This window comes from Paludibaculum fermentans (assembly GCF_015277775.1).
In the GTDB taxonomy this organism is placed as follows: Bacteria; Acidobacteriota; Terriglobia; order Bryobacterales; family Bryobacteraceae; genus Paludibaculum; species Paludibaculum fermentans.
In genome coordinates, this window is sequence record NZ_CP063849.1 from 6,444,750 (window position 1) to 6,471,681 (window position 26,932).

The 26,932-nt window shown below is 64.7% G+C and carries 22 protein-coding genes; 13 read left to right on the forward strand and 9 right to left on the reverse strand.

Annotated features, from left to right (window positions below; all coding sequences use genetic code 11):
• Position 1: 1 nt before the first annotated feature.
• From IRI77_RS25420 to IRI77_RS25445, 6 genes are all read right to left on the reverse strand, one after another.
• On the reverse strand, positions 2-1,366 hold the full coding sequence (locus tag IRI77_RS25420) for a B12-binding domain-containing radical SAM protein (RefSeq protein ID WP_194447800.1): 1,365 nt from the start codon (positions 1,364-1,366) through the stop codon (positions 2-4).
• A complete protein-coding gene (locus IRI77_RS25425) occupies positions 1,363-2,118 on the reverse strand; it encodes a dolichyl-phosphate beta-glucosyltransferase (RefSeq protein ID WP_194447801.1) in 756 nt (251 codons plus the stop codon). The genes IRI77_RS25420 and IRI77_RS25425 overlap by 4 nt, the downstream gene beginning before the upstream one ends.
• A complete protein-coding gene (locus IRI77_RS25430) occupies positions 2,115-3,092 on the reverse strand; it encodes an NAD-dependent epimerase/dehydratase family protein (RefSeq protein ID WP_194447802.1) in 978 nt (325 codons plus the stop codon). Before IRI77_RS25430 ends, IRI77_RS25425 begins: the two co-directional genes overlap by 4 nt.
• The gene (locus IRI77_RS25435; RefSeq protein ID WP_194447803.1) at positions 3,053-4,324 is read right to left on the reverse strand and encodes a glycosyltransferase family 4 protein; all 1,272 of its coding nucleotides are present in this window, start codon (positions 4,322-4,324) and stop codon (positions 3,053-3,055) included. The genes IRI77_RS25430 and IRI77_RS25435 overlap by 40 nt, the downstream gene beginning before the upstream one ends.
• Positions 4,325-4,478: 154 nt before the next feature.
• Positions 4,479-5,870: a hypothetical protein gene (locus IRI77_RS25440; protein WP_194447804.1), complete on the reverse strand. Its 1,392-nt coding sequence runs from the start codon at positions 5,868-5,870 to the stop codon at positions 4,479-4,481.
• A 6-nt stretch (positions 5,871-5,876) separates the two neighbouring features.
• A complete protein-coding gene (locus tag IRI77_RS25445; RefSeq protein ID WP_194447805.1) occupies positions 5,877-7,280 on the reverse strand; it encodes an FAD-dependent oxidoreductase in 1,404 nt (467 codons plus the stop codon).
• Positions 7,281-7,387: 107 nt separating this feature from the next.
• Here IRI77_RS25445 and IRI77_RS25450 point away from each other — a divergent pair, with 107 nt between their 5' ends.
• The 5 genes from IRI77_RS25450 (at position 7,388) to IRI77_RS25470 (ending at position 12,482) form a co-directional block, all read left to right on the forward strand.
• On the forward strand, positions 7,388-9,376 hold the full coding sequence (locus tag IRI77_RS25450; protein WP_194447806.1) for a hypothetical protein: 1,989 nt from the start codon (positions 7,388-7,390) through the stop codon (positions 9,374-9,376).
• 75 nt (positions 9,377-9,451) lie between these two features.
• Complete coding sequence (locus IRI77_RS25455) at positions 9,452-9,979, forward strand: superoxide dismutase family protein (protein ID WP_194447807.1); 528 nt, start codon at positions 9,452-9,454, stop codon at positions 9,977-9,979.
• A gap of 280 nt (positions 9,980-10,259) precedes the next feature.
• The gene (locus tag IRI77_RS25460) at positions 10,260-11,159 is read left to right on the forward strand and encodes a LysR substrate-binding domain-containing protein (RefSeq protein WP_194447808.1); all 900 of its coding nucleotides are present in this window, start codon (positions 10,260-10,262) and stop codon (positions 11,157-11,159) included.
• A 96-nt stretch (positions 11,160-11,255) separates the two neighbouring features.
• On the forward strand, positions 11,256-12,092 hold the full coding sequence (locus tag IRI77_RS25465; RefSeq protein ID WP_194447809.1) for a sulfite exporter TauE/SafE family protein: 837 nt from the start codon (positions 11,256-11,258) through the stop codon (positions 12,090-12,092).
• A gap of 3 nt (positions 12,093-12,095) precedes the next feature.
• On the forward strand, positions 12,096-12,482 hold the full coding sequence (locus tag IRI77_RS25470) for a DUF1634 domain-containing protein (RefSeq protein WP_194447810.1): 387 nt from the start codon (positions 12,096-12,098) through the stop codon (positions 12,480-12,482).
• A 6-nt stretch (positions 12,483-12,488) separates the two neighbouring features.
• Here IRI77_RS25470 and IRI77_RS25475 read toward each other — a convergent pair whose 3' ends face one another.
• From IRI77_RS25475 to IRI77_RS25485, 3 genes are read right to left on the reverse strand one after another with little or no spacing between them, the layout of a single operon-like run.
• Positions 12,489-13,205, reverse strand: coding sequence for an FAD:protein FMN transferase (locus IRI77_RS25475; protein WP_194447811.1), 717 nt, complete (start codon positions 13,203-13,205; stop codon positions 12,489-12,491).
• A 31-nt stretch (positions 13,206-13,236) separates the two neighbouring features.
• Positions 13,237-14,241 carry a formylglycine-generating enzyme family protein gene (locus IRI77_RS25480; RefSeq protein ID WP_194447812.1) on the reverse strand — a complete coding sequence of 335 codons (1,005 nt, stop codon included), beginning with the start codon at positions 14,239-14,241 and terminating at the stop codon, positions 13,237-13,239.
• A gap of 8 nt (positions 14,242-14,249) precedes the next feature.
• Positions 14,250-15,524 (reverse strand): Gfo/Idh/MocA family protein, encoded by a 1,275-nt coding sequence (locus tag IRI77_RS25485; RefSeq protein WP_194447813.1) that lies wholly within the window; start codon positions 15,522-15,524, stop codon positions 14,250-14,252.
• Between the two features lie 153 nt (positions 15,525-15,677).
• On the opposite strand from IRI77_RS25485, the gene IRI77_RS25490 reads away from it, so the two are divergent.
• The 8 genes from IRI77_RS25490 to IRI77_RS25525 all read left to right on the forward strand — a co-directional run bounded on the left by IRI77_RS25490 (position 15,678) and on the right by IRI77_RS25525 (position 26,310).
• Positions 15,678-16,964, forward strand: coding sequence for an HzsA-related protein (locus IRI77_RS25490; RefSeq protein ID WP_194447814.1), 1,287 nt, complete (start codon positions 15,678-15,680; stop codon positions 16,962-16,964).
• Complete coding sequence (locus IRI77_RS25495; protein ID WP_194447815.1) at positions 16,961-18,604, forward strand: CRTAC1 family protein; 1,644 nt, start codon at positions 16,961-16,963, stop codon at positions 18,602-18,604. Before IRI77_RS25490 ends, IRI77_RS25495 begins: the two co-directional genes overlap by 4 nt.
• 3 nt (positions 18,605-18,607) lie before the next feature.
• A complete protein-coding gene (locus IRI77_RS25500; protein ID WP_194447816.1) occupies positions 18,608-21,406 on the forward strand; it encodes a multiheme c-type cytochrome in 2,799 nt (932 codons plus the stop codon).
• A complete protein-coding gene (locus IRI77_RS25505; RefSeq protein WP_194447817.1) occupies positions 21,403-22,554 on the forward strand; it encodes a ligand-binding sensor domain-containing protein in 1,152 nt (383 codons plus the stop codon). Before IRI77_RS25500 ends, IRI77_RS25505 begins: the two co-directional genes overlap by 4 nt.
• Positions 22,551-23,993, forward strand: coding sequence for an ABC transporter substrate-binding protein (locus IRI77_RS25510; protein WP_194447818.1), 1,443 nt, complete (start codon positions 22,551-22,553; stop codon positions 23,991-23,993). Before IRI77_RS25505 ends, IRI77_RS25510 begins: the two co-directional genes overlap by 4 nt.
• 2 nt (positions 23,994-23,995) lie before the next feature.
• Positions 23,996-25,042: an ABC transporter substrate-binding protein gene (locus IRI77_RS25515; RefSeq protein ID WP_194447819.1), complete on the forward strand. Its 1,047-nt coding sequence runs from the start codon at positions 23,996-23,998 to the stop codon at positions 25,040-25,042.
• On the forward strand, positions 25,039-25,527 hold the full coding sequence (locus tag IRI77_RS25520; protein WP_194447820.1) for a Rid family hydrolase: 489 nt from the start codon (positions 25,039-25,041) through the stop codon (positions 25,525-25,527). The genes IRI77_RS25515 and IRI77_RS25520 overlap by 4 nt, the downstream gene beginning before the upstream one ends.
• Positions 25,528-25,593: 66 nt before the next feature.
• Positions 25,594-26,310, forward strand: coding sequence for a 3-keto-disaccharide hydrolase (locus IRI77_RS25525; protein WP_194447821.1), 717 nt, complete (start codon positions 25,594-25,596; stop codon positions 26,308-26,310).
• The last annotated feature ends 622 nt before the right edge of the window (positions 26,311-26,932 follow it).

A 26,932-nucleotide genomic window follows, 5' to 3' on the forward strand; every position in this document is an offset into this window, starting at 1 on the left:
CTCAGGTTCGGACAAACTGCAAAAACAGCCAGAACTGGCTGGCCAGCGGCCGGATTTCCCCCTTCATGAGGCGGGCCCAGACGTAGGAGGGCCTCAGGTAGTAAGACAGGTAAGCCTTGCGCGTCATGGCCTTGAGTTCCGGCAGGGTAAAGCGGCCTTCGATGGCCTCGGGGAAGAGGGAGCCGTCGCTGAAGCGGATGTTGGGGTCGTTCTTCACCTGCTCATAGAGGCGGGTGCCGGGGTAGGGCGCGGCGATGTGGAAGAGGGCGTATGTGGGACTGAGGCGTTTGGCGAGGCTGACGATGTTGCCCATCTCGTCCTTGCCGGATTCGGGGAAGCCCATGATGAAGAAACAGGCGGTCTCGATGCCGGCCTGGTGGATGAGGCGCATGCCCTTTTCGATCTGGGGCATGGTGATGCCTTTGTCGACGATGCGCAGCACCTCTTCGCTGCCGGCTTCGACGCCGGTGTGGATGAGGCGGCAGCCGGCCTTCTTCATGAGGGCCAGCAGTTCTTCGTCGACGAGGTCGAGGCGGGTCTGGCAGCACCAGGTGAAGTCGAGCTTCTTCTCGATCAGGATCTTGCAGAACTCGACCACCTGCTTGCGCAGGACAGTGAACTCGAGATCCATGAAGTAGGCGGTTTTGATGCCGAAGTTCTTTACGCCGTACTCGACTTCGGCCACCAGGCGTTCGACGCTCTTCTTGCGGACGCCGACGCCGTAGGTCTTGAGCAGGCAGAAGGTGCACTTGGAGGCGCAGCCGCGGGACATCTCGAAGAGGGTGAAATTGCCGCCCAGCATCTCGTAGTGGTACTGGTGCATGGGGAGCAGGTGGAAGGCCGGCATGGGGAGCTGTTCCATCTGCACGGGCTTCTGGTCCTGGTTGTGGACGACCTTGCCGCCGTCGCGCCAGGTGATGCCGCGGACCTCGCTGAAGGGCAGGCCGGCGCAGAGCTCGCGGACCGTGGTTTCGGGTTCACCGCGGAGGACGGCGCGGGCGCGGGTCTCTTCCAGCATCTCCTCGGGTTTGACGGTGCCGTGGCTGCCCATCACATAGACTTCGGGCACGACGGCGTTGAGGGCGTGGACAGTTTTGAGGAAGGGGTGGATGTCCAGATGGGGGCACTGCCAGCGATCGAGGCTGGTGGAGGTGATGAACACCTTGTCGTAGCCTTTGGCCCGGGCGGCCACTTCCTGCGGGCCGAGCTGTTCGGCGTTGGCGTCGAGGATGGCGACTTCGATGCCGTCCTGCTCGAGGATGGCGCCGCAGTAGGCGAGATCGAGCGGGGTCCAGGTACGGTTGTAGATCCGGCCCTTCTTCTGGACCAGGTCGACCTGGAATGGATTGACGAGCAAGACCTTCACGGACGCCTCCCTGCGCTCAGGGCCGAGACTTCCGGCCGGACTTGTCTAAGAACTTTCCGCACGCGCCAGATGCCCTTGATGTCATCCCAGGCGGTACGGAGGATTTTCACACGGCTGTCGTCGTCCTCGTTCCACTCCACCGGGATGTCGGCGATGCGGAGGCCCTGCTTTTCAGCGAGGGTGAGCATCTCGGTGTCGAAGAACCAGGATTCGTCGCGGACCTGCGGCACGATGGCCTGGACGGCGGCGCGGCTCATGGCTTTGAAGCCGCACTGGGCGTCGCTGAACTGCGTGCCGAGAGCGGTGCGGACGAGGAGATTGTAGATGCGCGAGACGGTCTCGCGGAAGAAAGAGCGGCGAGTCCGGGAGTCCGGCAGCAGGCGGGAGCCGGTGGCGACGTCGTAGCCGTGTTTCAGGATGGAGTCGATGAGCAGGTTCAAATAGCGGAGTTCGGTACTGAGGTCGACATCCATGTAGCAGACGGCGTCGGCGTCGCTCTGCATCCAGCACTGGCGGAGGGCGCGTCCGCGGCCCTTCTGGCGCAGGCTCATGCAACGGACGTCGGAGTGAGCGTCACAGAGTTCGCGGGCGACCACGCCGGTGCCGTCGATGGAGCCATTGTCGACAATGACGATGCGCCAGTCGTAGTCGAGGTTCGCCTGCAGATAGGCGCGGACGGTGGACACGCTGCGCGCCAGGACATGCGCCTCGTTGAGGACAGGAATGACGATGTCGACGCGGGCTGAACTCATCCCGCCACCTGGCCGGCCAGCAGGGATTGACGGATGCGTTCGAGGGTTTCGTCCAGGCCGATTTGCGGGCGGCAGCCGGTGAGGGCGACCACCTTGCTGATGTCGGGGACGCGGCGGGCGATGTCCTCGAAGCCGTGCTCGTAGGCCTGCGTGTAAGGGACGTACTCGATTTCGGACCGGGAGCCGGTGATGGCGAGGACGCGCTGGGCGAGTTCGGTGATCGAGATCTCGACGATGTTGCCGAGGTTGATGACCTGGCCGACGGCGGCGTCGATGGTGATGAGGCGGGTGAGCCACTCGACGACATCGTTGACGTCGGTGAATGAGCGGGACTGCTGGCCGTTGCCGAACACCTGGAGGGGCTGGCTCCTGAGCGCCTGTTTGACGAAGCGCGGGACGACCATGCCGTACTCGCCGGTTTGGCGGGGTCCGATGGTGTTGAAGAGACGGGTGACGACGGTGGGTACACCGAATTCCCGCCAGAAGGCGAGGGCGAGGAACTCGTCGATGATCTTGCTGGCGGCATAGCTCCAGCGGCCTTTGCTGGTGGGGCCGAGGACGAGGTCGTCGTCTTCGGCGAAAGGAGCGTGCTCGCTCTTGCCGTAGACCTCGGAGGTCGACGTGAGCAGGACCTTGGTTTTGTTGGCCGCGGCGGCGCGCAGGACGGCCTGGGTGCCGTCGATGTTGTTGCCGATGGTCTCGACGGGGCTCCTGATGATGTTGAAGACGCCGACGGTGGCGGCCAGGTGGAAGACGGCATCGGCGGAGGCGACGAGTTCACCGAGCGCGGCGCACTGGAGTACGGACGACTCGACAAAGCGGAAGCGGCTCTCATCGAGCAGGTGCGCGATGTTGAGGCGCGACCCGCTGGAGAGGTCGTCCAGCGCCGTTACCGTGTGTCCCGCGGCCAGTAGTTTCTCGGAGAGATGCGAGCCTATAAAGCCCGCACCGCCGGTGATGAGATAGTTTGCCATTCTTCCCTGGTTCCGTATCTTCTTCGACGGGCTTCCGCGATGAAGGCGAAGTACCGCTCGAAGTGCGCTGGCCGGGTCCATTGCCGGACAAACGCCTCATATCCACGAGCTCCCAAATCCGCGCTGAGGCCGGGGCTGGAGCCCATTCTGCGAACCGCGGCCAGCAGTTCCTCGTTGTCGCGATAGATCATGCCGCCGCCGGAATCGGCTACGACCTCCGGCAGGGCGCCCAGGTCCCTGACAATGACGGGCCGCTGGCGCGCGAAGGATTCGATGATGATGATGCCGAAGGTCTCATACGTCACGGAAGGCACGATGGTGGCGACGGCGTGCGCGTAGAGTCCGGCGAGTTGCTCTTGTGACTGGCAGCCGACGAAGCGGATGCGCGGGTTGGCGGCCGCCTGGGCGCGGAGCTGCGCCTCTTCGGCTCCGGTGCCGGCGACGATGAGATCCCAGTCGCGCACCTTGGCCCAGGCGTCGATCAGGGTGTGGAGGCCCTTGATGCGCTCCAGGCGTCCGACGAAGAGGAAGTAAGGACGTTCCTGCGGACGGGGCGAGGGGGTTTGCCAGTCGGCGTCCTGGCGCTCCATGAAATAGGGGAGGTGCTCGACCGGGTAAGGAAAGCCGCGATCGGCGTGCATCTGCCCACAGAAGCGGCTGGGGCTGAGGAACTGGTCGACGTGGCGGGCGGCCTTTTCGAGATAGCCGGTGTAGCGCCAGAGCTGGGGCGGACGGTGGCCGCGGACGGTGCACTTCAGGCAGTCGGCCGATTCGCAGGCGTGGGAGTCGAACTTCCACAGGACGTGCATGGGGCAGACGAGCCAGTGTTCGTGGGCGGTGTAGAGCTTGACGAAGTCTTTGCCGGCGGGGTCGAGTTCGAGGACTCCGGGCCCCAGCAGCGAGATGTTGTGGTAGTGGACGACGTCGAAGGGCTTCGATTTGGCGATATCGTTCAGCCGCTTCATCGTCAGCAACGGGCGGCCGGTCTGGTGCGTCACCAGGGGGGAGAGCCAGCCGAACGGGCTGCGGAGTTCGTGGCGGGTGACGTTGGGATGTTCGGCCCAGCGGACCTCGGGTTCAGCCGGGTGTTGCAGATGATACGAGTCGACACAATGGACGACATCCACCGTATGACCGGCGTCACCAAGGGCATGTGCCATGCGGTGCAGGTACACCGCATCGCCTCCGAAGCTATAGGGCGGGTAAAAGGTCGTGAAATAGAGGAACTTCAAGGCGCAAGTCCCCCCGATGACCACGATCTTGAACCCACCGACTGAGCCGCCAGCCTTCCGAGGGAAGGCCGGAGAACAGGCACCAGCACGGCCTCCTCCAATACAAACCTGTTACGGTTGAATCCAGTATTTTAGCATGTGGCTCAAGGGATTCTTACGCGCGGCGTCGCTTTGGGTACCATACCAGCATTAAAAATACTACAGATGTAAATGCGAGGGCGAAGGGGAGCCAAAAGGACTGGGTGGCCCAGCCCATGTAGCGGAGGCGGTCGAGCCAGGCGAGGCTCGGTCCGTTGGTGAGGATGGCGAGCGGGGCTTTGAGGGCGTGCAGTTCGTAGGACGCGGCGATGGACCAGCTATGGGCGGCGCTGAGGGCGAGGAGGGTCCAGGCGAGCCAGCGGGGCCAGGTCTGGAGGACCTGGAGGCTGAGGAGGAGCAGTCCGGGGACGACGGGCACGAGGTAGCGCATGCCGGTATTCCACTGGAGCCAGGAGTATTGATTGGCCGCGCAGAAGAGGACGAAGGCCGCGAAGTAGGCGTAGATCCACTTGGCCAGGACGGCCGGGACGCGCCATTTTCCGGACTGGACGAAGGGGGCGGCGCAGGCGAGCAGCAGCAGGGGGCAATAGGCAAAGAGGCCGAAGGACGGGTGGAAGAAGTTCGCCCAGGCGAGGTCGGGAGAGGGCCAACTGAAGCCGCGGTAACCCTGCGACGTGGGTCCGGTGGGCGGCATGTAGTGCTGGGAGGGCAGCAGGGGGTTGCCGAAGGAAAGTGCCTGGTAGGCGGCGAGGCCAAGGACTCCGGGCAGGGTGCCTAGTGTAAAGGGGATGGCCGATTGCCAGCGCGTGGTGAGCAGGTAGAGGCCGGCGATGCCGGCGAGCAGGAGTCCGGTGAAGTCGCAGAGCACGGCGTAACCGCTGAGGAGGCCGGCGAGCAGCAGGCGGTTGCGGGTCCAGGTTCGATTCCAGAGTAAGAGCGCCACGAAGAGGCCCAGGTGGCCGACCAGCAGGTTGTGGTTGAGGTAGAGGGTGCGGAAGAAGACGGGCGTGCCGAAGGCGAGGGTGAGGGCGGCGGTGGCGGCGTATGTGGTCTCGATGCCGGCTTCCGCCAGCCGGCGCGCGAGCAGGGCGGCGGCCAGGGCGGAGACGGGCGCCATGACTCCGGCGACGGTGAGGAAGGCGGCGACGAGGAGGTAAGCGAGCAGGCCCTGGCGGGCGGCGATCACCTCCGCCTTTTCATCGGTCCGGATGCGCGGGGTGGGCAGGTGTTTTTCCCACTCGATGGCCTGATGCAGGAGGGGCCGGCCGAGCAGAAGGGGCAAGGCTCCGGCGATGGAGGCGCCCGGATTGTTGTTGATGTAGGCGCCGCCGTGCGGTCCGCGAAAGATGTCCTCGATGAAGCCGTCAAAGCGGGCCACATTGAGTGTGCCTTCCTCAGCGAGGGAGAGGGCTGGAAACTGCTCGCGGATGATCCAGGGGGCCCAATAGACCGTGTAGACGATCCAGCAGGTGAAGAAGATCCGCCAGGCGAGGGCCTTCGGGGTCATGGCCGGTTAGTCCTCAACCACGAACTCTTCGAACGCGCGGCGGTGCTGCTGCCAGCGATCGAGATCGACGCGGCCGGCGGGGTCGATGCACTCGGCGGCGGCGTAGGCCATGGCCAGGGTGTGGTGGGTGTTGTCGTGGGCGAAGAGGCCCTGGCGGCCGAGGGTCAGGATGCCGTCGAGCTGGCTGACCCATTCGTCCAACGGGTCGAAGTGGCGGCGGAAGCCGGTTTCGTAGACGGGGTAGGCCTGGCCGAGGCGGCGGGCGGTGGTGCCCAGGACGCGGCCTTCATAGGGGATGCCGGCTTGGCGGAGGGCATCCAGGACCAGCTTCTGCAGATCCGTGTCGGAGGCTTGCCAGACGGGATCGGCGGGATCGCAGGGGAGTTCGGCGCAGAGGACGGTGGTGGCGGCGGGGCCGTGGAGGCCGTAGTTCTTGGGTTCGGAGAGGCGGGTGATGGCGATGTGGGCGGCGGGGAAGTAGTGGGCGTCGTACTCAGTGAACTGCGGGGTGTCGAGGGTGACGTAGATGAGGATCATGGCGCGATAGCGCAGGGCGCCACCGGCGGTGAGGATCGCCCCTGGCGCGGCTGGCTGCAGCATGCGGGCGAGTTGGGGGATGGGGATGGTGGAGAGGACGAGACCGGGCTCCAGGGTGCGTTCGCCGGCAGCGTCGCGCACCTCGACGGCGGCGCGGCTGTTGCCCTGGAGGGCGATGCCGGTGACGGAGGTGTTGAGGAGGATTTGCGCTCCGGCCTGTTCCGCGGCGGCGGCGTAGGCTTCACTGATCTGACCGAAGCCCTGGCGGGGGTAGTAGAAGCGGCCCTTTTTCGACGGCGCGAGCACCTTGCGGACCATCTTGGTGAGGGAACCGGCGGAGACGCGGCGGCGGGCCTGCTCGGCGTCGAGGCGCTGGGGGTCCATGCCCCAGATTTTGACGGCGTAGGGGAAGTAGAAGTCGTGGCAGATGGTGGGGCCGAGTCCGGCGGCCAGGACGGAGGCGAAGTTCTCCGGGCCGTGGGGGGTGGGTTTCCAGAGGGCGTCGCGGAGGACTCCGGCGGCAAAGGCGGGCGGCGCGTGGAGGACGAGGTCAGCGGGCTTGAGGGGGAAGTGGAGCCAGCGTCCGCAGAGGTGGATGCGGCCGTGGCGCGGGCGGTCGAGGAGGTCGTCGCCGAGGAAGTTGCGGATGTCGGACAGGATGCCGGGGTCGCAGGAGGGGTGCAGGCGATGGCTGCCGAAGTCGACGCGCTGGCCATCGACGGTGAGGCTGCCGGCGTTGCCGCCGACGGCGGGGCCGCGTTCGACGACGGTGACGGCGAAGCCCCGGCGGGCCAGTTGCCAGGCGGCGCCCAGGCCGGCGGGTCCGCCGCCCAAGACGATGACGGAGGTCCGGCGGGTAGACAAATCAGACATCCCGACTATTGTCGCGCGGCGGCGGTATGTGTCCCCTGCGGCGCCGATGAATTTTCTGGCCGAGTTTGCGAGATTATTACGCAACTACCAGTAAAAGGAGTCCTGCAATGCCGTCCCCATGGAAACCTCTCAGCGCGGTGGTCTTTCTCTGCGCGATGTCTCTGCCCCAGTTGTTGGCCGCCGACGTGCCTCTGAAGGTGTTCTGGCGGCGCGACAGCAAAACGACGAGCGCAGAGTCCGGAGACCCGAAGCAACCCGGGTTCCTGATTCTGGTGCCGACGGATAAAGGGGCGAAACTCTCGGTAGTGCCCGGGCAACTACGGGCGACGCTCATGTTCCCCAAGGCGAACCGCCGGCAGCTCGACGGCCGCCCGGTGCAGGTGCGCCTGGTGAACAAGAACGCCATCATCTCCACCACGCACTTCCAGATCGATCTCACTCCCGAGGATGAGCTCGAGATTGACGAGTATCTGGACACCCTCCCCGAGGGGCACCGATTTGAACCCGCTTTGGAGATCCGAGGCTTCAAGGTCGGGGAAGCTCCTTCCACGGCGGCTGTCATTGTCCCGACGATGCTTGACTTGGAGATCGACAGCAAAGCGACAGACACGGAAGAGGATTCCGTTGTCTTCCGCGCCATCTATCTGCCCAACGAGCTTCGGATTCACATTGTAGAGCCGGGCTTATGGGCTACCAAGCCGGTGGTCGACCCTCCGCCGATGAAGCCGTGCCAGATTGCGCTGAACCCGAAGACCGATACCTTGACCTTCCACTTCCTGAATCGCCTGAATCTCACCAACGTTCTGCAAAGCAAGGAAGTGGAGGATAAAGGCCTGCAGTTCGAGTTCACTCCTCCACAGGCACCGAAGACGTCATCCGAAATGAGTTCCATGCAGTCGAAGAACCGCACGGGAGACCTCAGTTCGAAAGAGAAGGCCGAGTACCGGATGTTGCAGCGCCTGCCCCTGGAACGGCGCACCACCCGGGACGATAGCGGGCGGCCGGCGGCTGGCCAACCGGTGACGAAGTATGCGGCCGTTGCCCGGCCCAGGGAGTTGCCGGCCCCTGCGAAACCCTATAACCGCCGGTTCAGCTACTTTGCTCCGGCGAGCAACCGCGAGATGCCGCTTTACCTTTCTGGCAGTTTTACACACAGTTCCACTGCTGCCGGAAAGTCCAAGGACATTGCCAACTTCGAGGTCAGCTTCAATCCCGACAGCAAGATCTGGAACGGCCTGAACTTCCTCCATCTCGGATCGTTCACCAGCATCGCTCCGTCCCTGTACGCCAAGATGAACACCAACGGTGTCGTGAACGACGAAAACGTCTTCCGTTACCAGCTCCCAATCCGCCTCGATTACTACAAGCCGGCGTGCTGCCAAAAGGACGACGACGGCCTGGACAAGATCTTCCACCTCTCCACACTCCGCCGGATCTCCTGGTACACGGGCTTCCTCGGCGAAGCAACGCGCATCACCAACAAACGCACCTACGGCGGCGTCTCCGAGTTCCGTTTCTTCTTCAGCAAGGTCAAGTCGGACGACTTCTCTTACACACTGCAGCCCTTGCTCGGCTACGAGGTGGGCCGGTATCGCGAGCAGACCTCGAACACCTTCACCGAAGCCGATGCGACTGGCGTGATCAAGGGTGCCGACGGCAAGCCCGTCTCTGAGATTCAACTGGTCGAACGGAGGGGCACGTTCTCGCGCCTGCACGGCTCGGTGCACTCAACGCTCACCATCGCTTCGAAGTCCTCGCTGAACATCAACTACGACATGTTCCGGCTGCTGCGGCCGGAGAGCTACTTCGATGACAAGGCCAGCGCCGCCGGGTACTTCACGCCTTACAAGAGCGGAACGCTGCCTGCCACCTATGCCGCGGTCGACACCACGTATTCGTTCATCGCGGCAGGACGGTTGGAAAAGGGGACGCGGCGCTACCTGGAGATCACCTACAACCAGGAGTTCACGAAGTTCTTTGATGTGAAGTTCTCGTATACGCGCGGGGAACTGGCTCCGGCGTTCCAGTTTGTGAACAAGTTCGAGGTCGGTCTTGCCCTCAAGATTCTGGGCAAGGATTCGGCCAATCCACGCTAAAGCAGGTGAGCCGCCGGGTGAGGATGCTGCATGCCCCGCCAATTCCCGTAGAATTGGACCAAGGAGATCCTATCGATGACAACTCGTTCCATCCTGGCCGCTACGACGGCCCTGGCGCTCTCCGCATTCACCCTGGCCGGGGCTCAGGGCGATCGGAAGGCCGCCACCGCGGAAGTCAAAGACGCGCAAGGCAAGGTAGTTGCCACCGCGAAGTTCAAGCAGGTGAAGGGCGGCGTGCAGCTCGCCGTCAAGGCCACCGGACTGCCGGCTGGATCCCATGCGATCCACGTCCACACGGTGGGCAAGTGCGAAGGCCCCGGCTTCACGACGGCCGGCGGCCACTTCAATCCGGCTCACAAACAGCACGGCATTATGAACCCCGAAGGCCACCACGCTGGCGATATGCCCAATTTCACCATCAACGCCAAGGGCGCGGGTACGTTCAAGACCATCATCCAAGGCATCACGCTGGTAGGGGACGGCGAGACCTCGCTGTTCCATGCGGGCGGCACGGCCCTGGTCATCCATGAGAAGGCAGACGACATGAAGAGCGATCCGGCGGGCAATGCCGGTGCGCGGCTGGCTTGTGGCGTAGTTCAGTAGTTTGTATTCCGGGGCCGTGCTTACGGGCGCGGCCCCGCGTTTCTCCTGCCTGCCTGGTACTCCTTCCCGCTTGTCTCCCACCGGGCCCGCTCCGCCGCCCGTCCCTACAGAATTCGACTCCCTTCGGAGCGGCTTCGAAATCACCCTTGAGGGTCCATTCCATCAGCCAGCGGCGGCGCGAACGCGGTGGTGCGGCTTTTGTCGCGGGCTGCCAGGTTGACGCGCTGGCCGCTTGGCCCGGTGCGGTGATCTGTTGCATTCTGGGCGTGACCCCTCGCGCATGGAACTCAAACAGATCGCCTCCTTCGTTGCTGTCGCGGAACGGCTGAGCTTCGTGCGTGCGGCTGAGGCGCTGCATCTCTCGCAACCCGCGCTCTCGGCGCAGATTCAGCAACTGGAGGAGGATCTCGGGGTGCGGCTGCTGGAGCGGAACCGGCGGGTAGTGCGGCTGACGGACGCGGGGTCTGTCTTCCTGCTGGAAGCGCGCGACCTGCTGGCTCGGGCCCAGGCGGCGGGCGACCGGGCGCGCAAAGCCGCCCACGGCGAGGTGGGCCGGCTGCGCATCGCGTTTGTCTTCTCCGCCGCGCTGGAAGTGGTGCCGCAGATCGTGGCCGAGTTCCGGAAGAAGCATCCCGGCGTGCGCCTGGATCTGGTGAACCTGCGCACGGTGAACCAGGTGCAAGGGCTGCTGGATGAGTCGCTGGATATCGGTTTCCTGCGGCTGCCGACGTCGCACCCGCAGCTCAAAATCACGATTATTCATCGGGAGCCGTTTGCGGCGATCCTGCCGCCCGGGCATCCGCTGGGCGCGGTGCGGCGGTTCTCCCTGGCGCGGCTGCGGGACGAGCCGTTCGTGTCGTATGGGCGGGAGTGGGCTCCGGGGTACTTCGACGCCACGATGCGCATGTGCGCGCAGGCCGGGTTCAGCCCGCATGTCGTGCAGGAGACCAGCGAGATGTACACGGCCATTGCGCTGACGGCGGTGGGCGTCGGAGTGGCGATTGTGCCGCGGTCGGTGCTCTCGGCGCATGCGCACAACGTGGTGGTGCGGCCGCTGCCTCCGTCGCTGGGCGTTTCGGAGATCGGGGTGGCGACGCGCGCGGCCGAGCCGTCCGCGCTGGTGCGCGCCTTCGTGGAACTGGCCCAGGCTCACGGCGGGTTGGGCGGCTCCGGTCAGTAATCGAAGATTTCGATCACAGAGTGCCAATCATACGATTGGACAACATACAGAGTGGGGCCCTTTACTGGAAGTAGAGGACGGAAGGCTCTCTCCCGCATGCCAGCCCCAGAGTTCACATTGACGGTGTTCCTGATCTCGATCGCAGCCGGTCTCATCGGCGCCCTGACGGGGCTGGGCGGCGGCATTGTCGTAACCCCGGCCCTCACGCTGCTGCTGGGCGTGGACCTGCGTTACGCCATCGGCGCCAGCCTGGTTTCCGTCATCGCGACGTCGTCGGGCGCGGCAGCGGCCTATGTGCGCGACGGGCTGTCCAACATCCGGATCGCGATGTTCCTGGAGATCGCCACGACCATCGGAGCGATCTGCGGAGCGCTGCTGGCGGGCAGGACACCGACGCAGGCATTGGCGCTGCTGTTTGGCGTGGTGCTGCTGCACTCGGCCTGGCAGGTGACCCGGATTCAGGGCGACCACGCGTCGACGGCGGCTCCGGACTCCTTCTCGGCGCGCCTGCGCCTGGGCGGCGTCTATCACGCCAGGGAAGGCTCCATCTCCTATGAGGTGGGCCGCGCCAAACTGGGCTTCGCGCTGATGTACGTGGCCGGGGCGCTCTCGGGGCTGCTGGGGATCGGCTCGGGCGCTTTGAAGGTCATCGCGATGGACCGGATCATGGGGATTCCGTTCAAGGTCTCCACGGCGACCAGCAGCTTCATGATCGGCGTCACGGCGGTGGCCAGTGCGGCCATCTACCTGAAGCGCGGGTACATTCAGCCGGCGATCGCCCTGCCGGTGATGCTGGGCGTGTTGAGCGGATCCCTGTTGGGCGCGCGTTTGCTGCCGCGCCTGCCGGTGCTCACGTTGCGCCGGATCTTCGCCGTCGTTGTCGCGGTGATCGCCCTGGAAATGATTCGCAGCGCCCTGTCGGGGAGGATTTAAGCCATGGCCCCTTCTGACCACAAACTCCAACAGATCATCTCCACCACCCTGCGCGGAGGCGTCATCGTGGCGGCCGCCGTCGGGCTGACCGGTGGAGCGCTTTACCTGTTCTCGCAGCCGCCGGTGCCGACGTTTGCGGTTTTCGGGGGCTCGGGCACGCCGTATGCCTCCCCTACGCAGGTGATGCGGCTGGCGTTCGCGGCGCATGGGGAAGGGCTGCAGGCGCGCGGCCTGGCGATCGCGCAGTTGGGGATCCTCTGCCTGCTGCTCACACCCATCCTGCGGGTGGCGTTTTCCATCGTCGGTTTCGCGCTGGAGCGGGACTGGGCCTACGTGATGATCACGGCGGCTGTGCTGCTGGCGCTGACCGGCAGCATCCTGCTGCGCTAACGGCCGTCAGGCGACGCGCCGGAACCAGGCTTTCACGTGGCGGGCCGCGGCCAGTTTGCGGCCTTCCTCCTCGCCGATGATGCGCAGGGCGGTGTCCAGGCCGTCGGCCTCGAGACCCGTTTTGGCCAGGACCGAAACCAGCCAGACCTGCTCCACCAGTTGGCCCGTGCGGGCGTCGCGGATGTGGCGGCGGCCGGTGTCACCGGCGGTGGAGACGGCGGAGTTCTTCAGCTTGAAGGTCTGCTGGGCGGCCTCGATCATGACGTGCCAGGCGCCTTCGCCGACGACGATGTCGCCACTGAGGGCGACCATCGAATGGGGACAGCCGTGGGCGCGCAGGACGCGCAGCATCTCGTCGCCGGCGTAGCCTTTGCCGATCGCTCCTAAATCCAGCTTCATGTTGGGTTTACGTAGGGTGACGGTGCGGGTTTTGGCGTCCAGCTCGACATCGCGGAAGGTGGACGAGCGGGTGCGGTCGCCGATGGTGATGTCGAAGGCTCCGTGGGTGGCGACGGCGAGGCTTTGGGCGGCTTCGATATTGCGGAAGAGGTCGACGGAGACCTGGGCGCTGCCGGCGCGGCAGAGACGGTTTAGCTCGCTGTCGGGCTTGTAGTCAGAGAGGGTCGCGTCGAGTTCGCGGAGCCGGCCGAAGGCGGCGCGCAGGGCGTGGTCGGCCCGGTCCCGTTCGCGGGTTTCGATGACCACGCGAACGAGGGTGCCCATGGAGGGCTCCACGAGCTCGAAGCGTTCGGGTTTACGGATCGACTTCTACTCCATTGTTCCAGAAGGAGTTCATCTCGACCACCGAGGGCACCTTCAGGGGCCGCACCAGGCGGAAGCCGAGCCACTGGGCATCGGTGAGGTACCAGATGCTCTTGGGGAGTTGAGGATCCTGCTGTTTCCAACTGGCGTCGGAGGCGACGCGGGCTCCGCAGCGGAGGCTGGACGCGGGGTCGTTCCAGGAGCCGCCGCGGGCGACCTGCGGGTAGGAGGTCTTGGACTTCACCCAGGGATTGACGGCATCGCCGGCCGGGTAAGGGGCGTATGCGTCAAGGGTCCACTCCATGACGTTGCCCAGCATGTCATAGAGCCCCCAGGCATTAGGCTTCTTCGTGCCCACCAGTTGATACTTGCCGTTGGCGTTGGCGTCGTACCAGGCCGAGGCGGCGAGATCGACCGGGGCGTTGCCGGCGCGGCAGGCGTACTCCCACTCTGCTTCGGTAGGCAGGCGGTAGAACTGGCCGGTTTTGGCGCTGAGCCACTGGGCGTACTTGTTGGCCGCGTGCTGGGTCATGCTGATGGCCGGAAAGCCGTTCAGGCCCATGCCGAAGCTCATTTCGACGTAGGGCCGGGTCGGGTGGGACACGGCGTCGACGTCCGGCATTTTGCCCTCGACATGGGAGAACTGGAAGAGACGGTACTCGTCCCAGGTGACTTCGCGGGCGGCCATCCAGAAGGGATCGAGCCGGACCTTGTGCTGGGGGCCCTCGTCCTTCTGGCGGCCGGCTTCCCCCGCGGGGGTACCCATGGTGAATTCGCCGCCCGGGATGGGGACCATCTCGAAGCTGACATCGGTGCCGGGGATGGTGGATTTGTAGGGCTTCATGTCGGAAGCCTTCTTTTCCTTGGTCCCGGAGGCGATGCGGCGCTGCAGGCCCTGGACGAGTTTGAGGTCGTCGGCGGGCGGTTTGGCCGGGGCCGCTGTTTGGGCGGCCGCCGGCAGAGCTAATAGAAAGAAGAACTTACGCAATTTCCGCATGGTTCGGGCTAAATGAACTTGGTCTTGCCCGGCAGCGGCAGCGGCGGAACGGCGAGGCTGCCCTTCCAGTCGATGGTGTCGGGGACAAGGCGTTCCTGGGAGTTGAGAGCCTGTTCCCAGGTGATCTGCTGGCCGGTGTAGGCGGCCATGCGGCCCATCATGGCGAGCAGCGTGGAGGTGGCCATGCGCTTGCCGTCGTTGATCGGCTGGCCCTTGCGGATGGAGGCGAACAGCACGTCGTGCTCGTGCTGGTACATGTCGTTCTTCTGGCCTTCAAAGCTCCAGGGATTCTGGCCTTCGATGCGCGGATTGGGGCCGCGGCCGATGGTGCAGGTACCCTTGGTGCCGAGGATGTAGTCGGAGTTCTCGTTGTAGCAGTTCTCGGTCTGGCGGTTGGCTACGAAGGCACGGACGCCGTTGGGATACAGGTAGTTGACGGCGAAGTGGTCGTAGATATTGCCGCCGTTGGCGGGGATCTGGCGGCCGCCGACAGCCACGCAACTGATGGGGGGCTGGTCCTTCATGGCCCAGGCCACCTTGTCGACGCTATGCACGGCCTGTTCCACCAGGCTGTCGCCGCAGAGCCACTGGAAGTTGTACCAGTTACGGATCTGCCATTCCGTGTCGCTCATGCCGGCCGGGCGGGTGCTCTCGGGGGGCATGGGCTTGACGGGGCTGGTGTAGTAGGTGGCGTAGTAGGCGACGATGTCACCGATGGCGCCGCTACCGATCTTGTCGAACGTCTCCGCAATGTAGTTGGAATAACGCCAGCAGAAGCCGGCGACGAGCGAGACGTTCTTCTTGGTGGCGATGTCGACGGTCTCCAGGACGTGGCGGACGCCGGGTCCGTCGGTGGCCACGGGCTTCTCGCAGAAGACGTGCTTGCCGGCCTCGATGGCGTAGCGCAGGTGCTGCGGGCGGAAGCCGGGCGGTGTGGCCAGCAGGACCACGTCCACGCCGCTGTCGATCACCTTCTGGAAGGCGTCGAGGCCGATGAATTTCTTATCGCTGGCGACCTTGATCTTGGGGCCGGCCGCACGTTGGAGGCGGGCCAGGCTCTTGTCGATCGTATCCATGTCGATGTCGGCAACGGCCGTCAGTTCGGCGTAGTCGTCAGCCTTGAGGGCCTGGGCGGCTGCACCGCTGCCACGGCCGCCTGCACCGACGAGTCCAACCTTGATTGCATTCGCGCTCTGCGCGGCGGAAAGTATGGCGGGGAAACCCACGGCGCCGGCTTTTAGGAAGCCGCGGCGGCCGGGCAGCCCCTCAGCTGATTGGTTCATGTGGCTATTTTACAGCCGCAGGCGCAGGACGGTAGAGAAGTAAATCTAATAAGAACCAAGTAGTGTGATTTAGATATTGGCAAACGGATCCGTTTACCCTAGACTGGCTTAGGTTTGCTAGCTTCAGGTTCTATACTCCTTAATCCGGTAAGTATGATTGTGCGCGGCATGGTGCTCACCGCGGCCATGACGGCTGCGTGGGGCGCTGATGGCGCCCTGGCGGCGGCTGGAGCGATGGCTCCAGGGTCGGCCGGACTGGTGGTGACGCAGGCCCGGGCGGGCCACGGCGAACGGCTCTACCTGCTGGAATGGACGGGCCGGGGGCGTGTCCTGAGCGACGGATTCGCGGCGGCGGCCGATCCGGACGTATCTTTCGACGGAAAGCGCATTTTATTTGCGGGCCGGCGCGCGGCGGGCGAGCCCTGGCAGGTGTTCGAAATGAACGCGGACGGCGGCGGCGTGCGGCAGATCAGCCACGAGAAGGGCGGGTGCCGCCAGCCGGTGTATCAGTCGCGGATCTTTTCGCTGGATATTCCCGAGCCCTGGCCGCAGGTGGCGTTTGTATGCGGCGGGGCCCTGTATTCGTCGAAGCTGGACGGCTCGGATGTCCAGCGGCTGACGTATGCGGGGCAGAGCGACACGGGTCCGGCGATGCTGCCGGAAGGCCGGATGATCTACTCGTCGGGCGGCCGGCTGTTTGGAATCAACCTGGACGGGACGGATTACGCGTTGTTCACCGGTGGGCTGAATGCGCGCACGGCGGCGGCGGTGGGCCGGAAAGTCGTGTTTGTGGAAGCGGCCGGGCAGTTGTCGATGGTCACGCAGGAGCGGCCGCTCCACTCCCATTCCGCGCTGACGGCGGCGGCCGACGGCGTGTTCGCAGCCCCCGCGGCGTTGGGCGAAGGCTCCGTGGTGGTGGCGAAGAAGGGCCCGGCGGGCTGGGGGCTCTGGCGGCTGGAGCTGGCGACGCGGAAGCAGACTCCGCTGTACGACAGTCCGGAGTTTGATGAGCTCCAGGCGAAGGTGGTGGGTCCGCATGAGCAGCCGGATGGGCGCGGCACGGTGGTGGAGACCGAGGCGCCGAGCGGCCATTTGTACTGCCTCAGCGTATATACCAGCGACCGGCCGGCCGCGGCGGGCTCGATCCGGAAGGTCCGGGTTTTGACGGGACCCGAGGCGGCTCCGGTGCGGCTGGGCGAGTTGGCGGTGGAGGCGGACGGGTCGTTCCACCTCGAAATTCCGGCCAACACGAAAGTGAAGCTGCAGACGCTGGATGCGGCTGGGCAGGTGATGCGCAGCAGCGGCTGGGTGTGGGTGCGGAACAAGGAAAACCGGGGCTGCATCGGCTGCCACGAGGATCCCGAACTCGCGCCGGAGAACGTGGAAGCGCAGGCCGTGATCAAAAAGCCCGTGCGGTTGGGATTGGGGGACAAGAAATGAAGCTCGGCCGGCTGGTGATTCTGATGGCGGCGACCGTGTGGGCGGCCGACGAAGGCACGCTGCCGGTATTCACGGACATCACCAAGGCGGCGGGCATCACGTTCCGGCACAGCTACGGCGACCACCACCTGGACAACATCGTGGAAGGCACGGGCGCCGGCGCCTGTTTCTTCGACTACAACAACGACGGCTTCCAGGACATCTACTTCGTCACCGGCGTGTGGACCAAGAGCGTCAGCGACAACGAGGGCCGCGAGCTGCGCGGCAAGCTGTCGGGCAAGCTCTACAGGAACAACGGCAACGGCACGTTTACCGATGTGACGGCGCAGGCGGGCGTGGCCAGCATGACCTTCGGGTCGGGCTGTTCGGCCGCGGATTACGACAATGATGGCCGGGTCGACCTCTACCTGCTGAACTACGGCGCGAATACGCTGTATCACAACAACGGCGACGGAACGTTCACCGATGTCTCCGAGAAGTCCGGTCTGGCGGATCCGCGCTGGAGCGTGTCGGCCGTGTGGCTCGACTACAACAACGACGGCTGGCTGGATGTCTTCGTCGGAAACTACCTGCACTATGACGACGGCAAGTTCCGCGACTTCTATCCGGCCCAGGGGTATCCGGGGCCGCTCAGCTATAGCGGGCAGGCGAATGCGCTCTACCGGAACAATGGCGACGGCACCTTCACGGAAGTGACGAAGGAAGCCGGCGTCTACAAGCCCAACGGGCGGGCGATGAGCGTCACCGGGGCCGACTTCAACAACGACGGCTTCCTCGACATCTTCGTGGCGAACGACGCCATGGAGAACTACTTCTTCGAAAACACCGGCAAAGGCACGTTCGTGGAGAAGGCCCTGGACCTCGACATTGCCTACAGCGAGCACGGGCAGGGCGTGTCGTCGATGGGCCCGTTCTTTGGCGATGTGAACCGTGACGGCTGGCTGGACATCTTCGTGCCGAACCTGAACTACGTCAGCCTGTTCGTCTACAACCCGAAGGAAAAGCACTTCGACAACCAGGCAAATGCGGCCGGCCTGTCCGCGATGCTGGGGCAGTATGCGGGCTGGGGTTCGGTGGTCTTCGACTACGACCACGACGGCTGGCCGGACCTGTTCACGGTGCATGGCAATGCGCACCACGAGTACGTCCAGGAAGACACGCTGGTGCGGAACAGGCATGACGGCACGTTTGAGGACGTGTCGCGGCGCTCGGGCAGCTATTTCAACGAAAAATACGTGGGCCGCGGTGCGGCGTGGGCGGATATCGACAACGACGGCGACATCGACCTGCTGGTGGTGAACCTGAACGACGCGGCGAAGCTGCTGCGGAATGACGGCGGCAATGCAAAGCCCTGGCTGATGGTGGATGCGCGGCTGAAGTTCCCCACCGGGTCGCGCACCGCGATTGGCGCGCGCGTGACCGTGACGGCCGCCGGGCTGAAGATGATCGACGACGTGAATCCGGTGCGGGGCTACCTGTCGCAGGGCGATGCGCGGCTGCACTTCGGGCTGGCCGGCGCGAAGGAAGCCGACACGGTGGAGATCCGCTGGCCGGACGGTCAGGTGGAGCGGCTGGAACACGTGAAGGCCAACCAGATTCTGAAGCTGGAACACGCGGCCACGGCAAAGGCGGCACGCTGAGCGATGAGACCACGGACCATTGCGGTGTTGGCGGCCGGGCTGGTGGCCCTGCTCGGCATGGGCGGCGCGGCTCCGAAGAAGCCGGTGTATGTGGGCGCGCGGGCCTGTGGCCAGTGCCACGACGGCGCCGGCATGGGCAACCAGTACAGCAAGTGGCTCACGACGAAGCACTCCAAGGCCTATGCGGTGCTGTCGCTGCCGGAGTCGGTGGAGATCACCAAGCGCAGCGGCCTGCGCGGGCAGCCGTGGAAAGAGCCCATCTGCCTGGGGTGCCATTCGACGGCCTCGACGGCGGAAGACTGGGAAAAGGACGACGCGTTCCGGCCGGAAGACGGGCTGCAGTGCGAGTCGTGCCACGGTCCGGGCAGCGAGTACATGAGCGAAGAGGTGATGCGCAACCGGGCCGAAGCGATGAAGGCCGGGCTGCGGCTGCCCAACGAGGATACCTGCCTGGGCTGCCATATGGAGAAGGGGTCGCACACGGCGGTGAACCCGAACTCGACCGTGGACATCAAGCAGGCGATTCCACGCATTGCGCATCCGCTGATGAAGCCGTCGCAGTTGCGCGCCGCGCCGGCTCCGCGGGGCGGCGATTTCATCGGCTCATCGGCGTGCGGCGCGTGCCACAAGGGTCCGGAGTCCGGCCATCAATGGGACGTGTGGCGGCGCAGCGATCATGCGCGGGCCTGGGCTGTGCTGTCGACGGCGGATGGGCGGCGGATCGCGGATGAGATGAAGGTGACGGGCGATCCGCAGTTGAGCAAGCAGTGCCTGGGCTGCCATGCGGTGGGCGCTGAAGCCAATGAGGGCGTGGGCTGCGAAGCGTGTCACGGCGCGGGCAAGAAGTACGCGACCGAGGCCGTGATGAAGGACCCGGCGGCGGCGAAGGCCGCGGGCTTGCGGATTCCGTCCACTACGGGCTGCAATCACTGCCATCGGGAGACACATGGCAAGACCTTCGACGCGGCCAAGGCGTGGACGAAGATCGCGCACCCCACGAAGGTGCCGCCGCCTCCGGCCGAGATCCGGTACAAGACCCCGCTGAACCTGACGTTCCGGCCGCATACGGCGGAGCTCTGGGTGACCTGCGAGTCCGGCAACGTGGTGGCGATTGTCGACACGGTGTCACGGCAGAAGCAGGCGGAGATCGTGGTGGGCAATGCGCCCACGGATGTGGCGTTTACTCCGGACGGCAAGCGGGCGTTCGTTTCGAATCGCGAAAGCGACACGGTGAGCGTCATCGATACCGAGACGCGCAAGGTGACGTCGACGCTGAAGGTGGGCGACGAGCCGCATGGCGTGCTGACCGATGCCCAGGGGCGGCGTCTGTACGTGTTGAACACTTCGTCGAACGACATCTGGGTGTTTGACGTGGCCACGCTGCAGTTTGTGAAGACGCTCTCGGGTGGCGTCGGGCCGTGGTCGCTGGCCTTGTCTCCGAATGGCAAGTCCATCGCGGTCACCAGCACGTTCTCGAACCTGACGGGCTTCCGCAAGCCGCTGAAGTCGGAGATCACGCTGATCGACACAGAGCGGGCCGCCGTCGTCGATCGCCCCATGGTGCCCGGTACGAATTTGATGGCGGGCATCGCGTGGCATCCCAGCGGCCGCTTTGCCCTGGCCACGATGAACCGGACGAAGAACCTGGTTCCGATGACGCGCCTGATGCAGGGTTGGACCATTACGAACGGGCTGGCCGTGCTCTGGGCGGACGGCACGGTGGACCAGGTGATGCTGGACCAGCCGGGCTCCGGCTTCTCGGATGCGACCGATGTGGCCATCACGAACGATGGGCGCTACGCGCTGGTGACGAGCTCGGGCACAGACCGTGTGGCGGTGGTCGACTGCGCCAAACTCGAGCGGATGCTGAAGGCGGCCACGCCGAAAGACCGCGAGACCGTGATCCCGAATCATCTGGGCAAGTCAGCCGAATTCCTGGCCGGGTTTGTACCCACGTCGACCAGTCCGCGCGGTGTGACGATGGGGCCGGACGGGCGGTATGCCTATGTGGCCGGATCCCTGGACGATGAGTTGACGGTGATCGATCTCAAGACACTGCAGCCGGCCGGCCGCATCAGCCTGGGCGGGCCGAAAGAGATCACACTGCAGCGCAAGGGCGAGCGGCTGTTCCACAACGCGAAGATCTCGTTCCGGCAGCAGTTCGCGTGTCACAGTTGCCATCCGGACGGGCACGTGGACGGGCTGGCATACGACATCGAGGCGGATGGCATCGGCGTGAGTCCGGTGGACAACCGGACGCTGCGCGGCATCTACGACACGGCTCCGTTCAAGTGGGAAGGCACGAATGCCACGCTGCGGCGGCAGTGCGGTCCGCGGCTCTCAGTGTTCTTCACGCGCACTCTCCCGTTCACGAACGAGGAGCTGGATGCGCTGGATTACTACATCACGACGATCCAGCGGCCGCCCAACCGCCACCACACACCGGGTGAGCCGTACACACCCGCGCAGAAGCGCGGCAAGGCGATCTTTGAACGGGGTACGGCCAACGACGGGCGCGTGATCCCCCTGGAGAACCGCTGCGTGACCTGTCACATGCCGCCCTACTACACCAGCCGCAAGAAGTTCGATGTCGGGACCAAGCAGGCGCTGGACCGGCAGGGCACCTTCGACGTGCCGCACCTCAACAACATCTATGATTCGGCCCCGTACCTGCACAACGGCATGGCCAACACGCTGGAAGAGATCTGGACCGTGTTCAACCCTTACGACAAGCACGGCGTGACCAATGACATGACCAAGGATCAGCTCAACGATCTGATTGAGTTCGTGAAGACACTATGAAGTACCTACTCGCAGCAGCAATGTTGGCGGCGTGCGCCGCTCCGGCGCAGACGGTGGGCAGCGGGAGCAAGCTGCCTTTCGTATACACGAAGTGGAAGCAGTTCACCACGGAGAATGGTCTGCCGAATGACCATATCTTCGCGGTGAAGTCGGACGGGCCGCGCATCTGGCTGGGCACGGAGAACGGCCTGGCCCTGATCGACAAAGCTTCGGGCAAGGTGAAGAGCTGGACTGAGAAGGACGGCCTGCCGTGGCGTGTTGTGACGGGCATCGATGTCGACAAAAAGACGGGCGATGTTTGGCTGGCGCTGTTCGGCGGCGGCCTGGCGCGCTTCAGCGGCGGCCGCTTTGAACACTGGCACCAGATGAACAGCGGCCTGGTGAACGACGTGGCGTACGGCGTGGCAGTGGAGAACGACAACGTGTGGGTGGCGACGACGGCCGGCGCGTCGCGCTACAACACAGTGACCCGCGAGTGGTCTGTGTTCACTGAGAAGAACGCGCCGATGGAAGAGATCTGGAACTACGGTGTGAACTACCGGGACGGCAAAGTCCACCTGGCCGTGTGGGGCAGCGGTGTCCTGGAATACGATGTGGCCACCGGCCGTTGGAAGGATTACCTGGATCCGGATGGGGAGATGGAGATCGACCTCTACCGCGACGACGGCATTGTGCACGTCATCACGACGCAGGCCAACTACATCGACAAGGTCCTGTGGGTGTCGACGTATTTTGGCGTGTGCCGCTACGACGGGCGCAACTGGCGCGGATACTACAACAAGGACTCCGGCAATCCCAGCGACTTCAATAACAACCTGAAGGCGCGCAGCGGGAACGAAGCTTGGTTCGCCACCGACAAGGGCGTGGGCGCCATCATGGACGCTGCCACGAACACCTGGGTCGCCTACACCCGCGATCCCAAATCGAAGACCGGCAAGGCCGTGGTGACGCGCGACAAGACCGTTCTGGAAACGGTGGAGATGGGTCTCAACCTGACGCACAACTACATCCTGGCCATCGACGTGGAAGACAACGACGTATTCATCGCCACATCGAAGGGTTTGGCCTGGGGCGTCGGAGATGGATACTATGGCGGGTTGCGCGAGCGGCCCAAGGCTTTGGCTTCGAACGGGAGGGCGTCGAAATGAAGCGCCTGCTGCTGGCAATGGTGTGTCTGTTCGCGGCGATGGGGCAGGAAGCGAAGAAGGCGGCCCCGGCCGCTGATCCGGAGACGCAGGAGGTGCTGCGCCGCATCAACGGGTTGACCCCCTATGAAGTGCCGGACCTGAAGCTGCGAACCGAGCAGAACTACGCCCACACGTCGACCGACGTGGAACCCTTCGGCTCCGTGAAACCGTATAAGGAGCATTTCCTGGTCCAGATGGAGTACACAGGCCCTGGGCGAGCCGCGCCGGAGCCTGTCGGCTTGAAGAGCGTGCGCATCGGCTTCATCGGGCCCATTGAGTCCACGGTGTCCATTGCCACGGGCGGCAAGAGCCACGAGGAAGTGCTGGGCAAGATGATGCTGAAGGGCGCCCAGTTGGCCGTGGAACAGGCCAACGCGAAGGGCGGGTATCTGAAGGGGAAGATCCCGTTTGAGCTGGCCGTGGCGAATGACAACGGGTTATGGGGCTCCACCGGCAATGAAGTGGTGAAGATGGCGTACGAAAACCCGGTCTGGGCGATCCTGGGCACCATCGATAGTGCGAACTCCCACATTGCGATCCGCGTGGCGCTGAAGGCCGAAGTGGTGATGATCAACACCGGCGACACGGATCCGACGTTCATCGAGACGAACATCCCGTGGGTGGCGCGCAACATCGGCGACGACCGGCAACAGGGCTACCTGCTGGTGGATTACATGATCCGCAAGATGGGCTACAAGCGCATCGGGATCATCCGGTCGAGCAATCGCTATGGACGCTTCGGCGTGCGCGAGATCAAGGACAGTTCCCGCCGGTTGGGCCATCCGGTCGCGATCGAGATGGCGTACAAAGTCGGCGGCGACGATTTCTCGCTGCAACTGGACCGCATCCAGGAGATGAACGTCGACGCCATTGTCCATTGGGGCGATGCGCGGGAGAGCGCCCTGATCCTGAACCAGATGCGGGCGCGCGGCATGAAGCAGCCTTACTTCTGTTCCGACCGCAGCGTGTCGCCGGAGTTCGAGAAAGCAGCTGGCGCGAATGCGGAAGGCGTGATCTGCGGCTATCCCTGGGATCCCGATCGCAAGGACCCCAAGCTGGACGAGTTCCGCAAGGCCTTCAAGGCGCGCTTCCAGGTGGATGCGGAGACCTATGCCGCGCATGCCTACGACGGAATGAATATGCTGATCTGGGCCGTGCAGCAGGGCGGCCTGAACCGGGCGAAGATCAGGGACCTGATCGCGACACGGTCGAAGCCGTGGCCGGGCGTGACGGGCGCCATCCCGTTGAGCGCGGTGATGGACGATGCGGGCGAGGTGTTTCTGGCTCGCTTCGGCCAGGGACGTTGGAAGTATGAGTCGCGGGAGTCGTTGCAGATTCCACGCGGCTTTGTGCCGGTGCGGGACCGGACGAGCCGGGGCCTGGAGACAGCGAGCCGATAACTATGACCCGCGGAAGAGACACCTGGAGCCGCCGCGCCTTTCTGGCGTTGGGCGGCGCTGCGTGTCTCTCCGCGCAGGATCCATACCTCGACAAGCGGTCGACGCCGCTGCAGTATGAAGGGCCGGGCCGGGAGAGCGGCGGGAAGCGCGGTGTCGAGGTGGTGCGCATCGGCTTCTTCGGTCCCAGCGAAGCGGCGCACCCGAAGGCGGGGTCCATCTGGATGGGCGCGATGCTGGCGCTGGAAGATGCGAATCGCGCGGGCGGCTATCACGGGAAGCCGTTCGAACTGGTGGAGCGCTGGTCGGACGATGTGTGGCGCAGCGGCGCGTCGGCGGTGGTCCGGTTGGCATACACCGATGAGGTTTGGGCGATCCTCGGCGGCATCGATGGAGCGACGACTCATCTGGCGGAACAGGTGGTGACCAAGGCGCTGCTGCCGCTGGTCGATCCGGTGAGTACGGACCAGACCGTGAATCACGCCAACATCCCGTGGATGTTCTCGTGCGCGCCCGGTGATCCCTCGATTGCGGCCTACCTGGCCGGGCAGTTGCCGGAAGGCGATTTCACGGTGGTGGCGGGCACCGATCACGATTCCAGGAATCTGGCGAAGGAGTTTCTCAAGGCGGCGGCGGGGATGCACCGGCTGCCGGCACAGCGGCACGACATCGGCGCGGGGCCCCTGCAGTTGCCGCCGCTGGATGGCGCGGCCTGCGTGATCCTCGCTCCGCCGGCAGACACCGCGGCAGTGATGGCGGCGGCGCCTGCGGGCATGCGGCTGCTGGCGGGGCCGGCGGCGCGCAGCCGGGGTTTTTCGTCGGAGCGCCACGTGGTGACTCCGAGACTGCATACGGCGGACAACGCCCGGATCCAGCGGCTGGTGAGCCGCTTCGGGCGGCCCGCCGACGATTTTTCACTACTCGCCTACGACGCGGCCCAGTTCGTCGTCGAGGCCATCCGCGAAGCCGGACTCAACCGCGCCTTGATTCGCGACCGGCTTGCGCCCCACTTTGGCCCCCGGGGCCGGAGAATCCAGGAGGTTTCCTCATGACACTCGACGACGCCCTGGCCGAGATCGCCAGCGCCACGACCATCGAAAAGAAGAAGATCACGAACCACAATGTGCTGAACGAGGCGTACGCGTATGCCAAGCCGAGCTCGTTCTCGCGCGGCCTCCGCCTGGACTTCGGCAACATCGCGGTGCTGCTGATTTCCGGTACGGCCAGCATCGACGAGTACGGCAAAACCGTACACGTGGGCGACTTCCGCGCGCAGCAGCGGCGGACGTATCAGAACATCACGGGACTGCTGGAGAGCGAGGGCGCCACCTGGAAAGACATCGTGCGGACCACGTGCTACCTGCGCGACATGGAGCGCGACTACGAGGCCTTCAACGAAGAGCGGACGGCGTTTTTCGCGGAGCAGGGTCTCGATCCGCTGCCGGCCTCGACGGGCATCCAGGCGATTCTGTGCCGTTCGGACCTGCTCATCGAGATCGAGGCGATTGCGGTGTTCCGCAAGCCCTCGGCCGAGTAGAGGCTCTACCCAGGATCGGGGAAGGGATCGTGCCCGCGGTGGTCCCGCTGGCGCGACAATGGAGAGGTGCGCAATGTTGCTTTCTTCTCCCTCCTGGTCTCCGCCCTTGGGCTGATTCCGGCTGCTCCGGCTCAGGACTGGCGTCCGCTGTTGAATGGCAAGAACCTGGACGGCTGGCAGGCCCGCGGTGAGGGCGTCTGGACCGTCATGCCGGACGGTTCCCTGCTGGGCCAGCGGCGGCACGACAAGCCCGACGATCCGTTTGGCAAGCCGTGGCCCATCGACAGCAAGCAGTATGAATCGTGGCTCTACCGTCAGGCGTGGCTCTACACGACGGCGGCCTATGGCCAGTTCGACCTGCACGTCGAGTATTTCCTGCCGGCGCGGACCAATAGCGGCATCTCGATTCGGGACGTGTCGCGGGCGCACTATGCCATCGGCGACGCGGGCAAGGCCGATCCGCCCCTGCAGACGACGCTGAAGGGTACGCCGGCGCACATTGGCTATGAGATCCAGCTCATCGATGGCGATGCGGACAAGTACTCGACCGGCAGCATCTACACGTTCGTCGCGGCGAAGAAGGGCGTGCAGAAGCGCGACGAGTGGAACTCGATGGATATCGAGTCGCGCACAAACCTGATCCGGGTAAAGGTGAACGGCGAGGTGGTAGCCGAGTATGCGGGCGATCCGGCGCGATCAAAGACGGGCCCCATCGGCCTCCAACTGCACGACCAGTTCACGTTCGTGATGTTCCGGAATATCCGGATTCGCGAGATCAAGTAGGCCTCCCGCGGCAGCCGAAACCGAGGCAGCCACAACGAACCACGACCGTCAGGGACTGTGAAAAAATCCCCTTTCGCGAAAATGGGCAAAATTGAGAGTGAGAATGGCCTCGCCAGAGGCCCTAGGAGCGATCGCAGCGGGCTGCCCAGTGGTTTGCGTACTCCCCTGCGGGGGGCTTGATTGCGCGTTTTTGATTTTTTCACAGTCCCGTCAGGGAGTGGTCCCCACCCCGTTGCGAACCGCGACTGGGAAGGAGCGGGCCACGGTCGTTCGGGCACCTTCAATCGAGTCGCACCACAGCCCTCCGTGCCGCCAAAGCGGAGTAACCCGCAAATTGAGCCGCGACCGTCAGGGAGCGGAGGAGCCACCGAAAGGCTCCACTCAAATCAGCAGCGCAACCCTTTGCCGGGGCGTCTTCAACGGACCACTGACAGGTTGCCGCCAGCCGGACCCACTCAGGCCCTGCTCCCCCTCCACTGAATTCCTAATCTTTGATCTCTCTTGCTTCCCGGTTCTCCACGGGCAGGGGCCCGGCCAGTAAGCGGCATCGTGCTGCCGCGGGCCCACGTCGAGATATTGTTCCCGCAACGATACACCAGAAAATGCCTGGGTTGGCTAAAGG

Coding starts and splice junctions, on each gene's coding strand:
- IRI77_RS25465 (WP_194447809.1), top strand. CDS start 11,256: ATGCCAGCCCCAGAGTTCACATTGACGGTGTTCCTGATCTCGATCGCA.
- IRI77_RS25455 (WP_194447807.1), top strand. CDS start 9,452: ATGACAACTCGTTCCATCCTGGCCGCTACGACGGCCCTGGCGCTCTCC.
- IRI77_RS25425 (WP_194447801.1), bottom strand. CDS start 2,118: ATGAGTTCAGCCCGCGTCGACATCGTCATTCCTGTCCTCAACGAGGCG.
- IRI77_RS25490 (WP_194447814.1), top strand. CDS start 15,678: ATGATTGTGCGCGGCATGGTGCTCACCGCGGCCATGACGGCTGCGTGG.
- IRI77_RS25500 (WP_194447816.1), top strand. CDS start 18,608: ATGAGACCACGGACCATTGCGGTGTTGGCGGCCGGGCTGGTGGCCCTG.
- IRI77_RS25495 (WP_194447815.1), top strand. CDS start 16,961: ATGAAGCTCGGCCGGCTGGTGATTCTGATGGCGGCGACCGTGTGGGCG.
- IRI77_RS25505 (WP_194447817.1), top strand. CDS start 21,403: ATGAAGTACCTACTCGCAGCAGCAATGTTGGCGGCGTGCGCCGCTCCG.
- IRI77_RS25475 (WP_194447811.1), bottom strand. CDS start 13,205: ATGGGCACCCTCGTTCGCGTGGTCATCGAAACCCGCGAACGGGACCGG.
- IRI77_RS25510 (WP_194447818.1), top strand. CDS start 22,551: ATGAAGCGCCTGCTGCTGGCAATGGTGTGTCTGTTCGCGGCGATGGGG.
- IRI77_RS25430 (WP_194447802.1), bottom strand. CDS start 3,092: ATGGCAAACTATCTCATCACCGGCGGTGCGGGCTTTATAGGCTCGCAT.
- IRI77_RS25515 (WP_194447819.1), top strand. CDS start 23,996: ATGACCCGCGGAAGAGACACCTGGAGCCGCCGCGCCTTTCTGGCGTTG.
- IRI77_RS25460 (WP_194447808.1), top strand. CDS start 10,260: ATGGAACTCAAACAGATCGCCTCCTTCGTTGCTGTCGCGGAACGGCTG.
- IRI77_RS25485 (WP_194447813.1), bottom strand. CDS start 15,524: ATGAACCAATCAGCTGAGGGGCTGCCCGGCCGCCGCGGCTTCCTAAAA.
- IRI77_RS25445 (WP_194447805.1), bottom strand. CDS start 7,280: ATGTCTGATTTGTCTACCCGCCGGACCTCCGTCATCGTCTTGGGCGGC.
- IRI77_RS25470 (WP_194447810.1), top strand. CDS start 12,096: ATGGCCCCTTCTGACCACAAACTCCAACAGATCATCTCCACCACCCTG.
- IRI77_RS25440 (WP_194447804.1), bottom strand. CDS start 5,870: ATGACCCCGAAGGCCCTCGCCTGGCGGATCTTCTTCACCTGCTGGATC.
- IRI77_RS25450 (WP_194447806.1), top strand. CDS start 7,388: ATGCCGTCCCCATGGAAACCTCTCAGCGCGGTGGTCTTTCTCTGCGCG.
- IRI77_RS25480 (WP_194447812.1), bottom strand. CDS start 14,241: ATGCGGAAATTGCGTAAGTTCTTCTTTCTATTAGCTCTGCCGGCGGCC.
- IRI77_RS25520 (WP_194447820.1), top strand. CDS start 25,039: ATGACACTCGACGACGCCCTGGCCGAGATCGCCAGCGCCACGACCATC.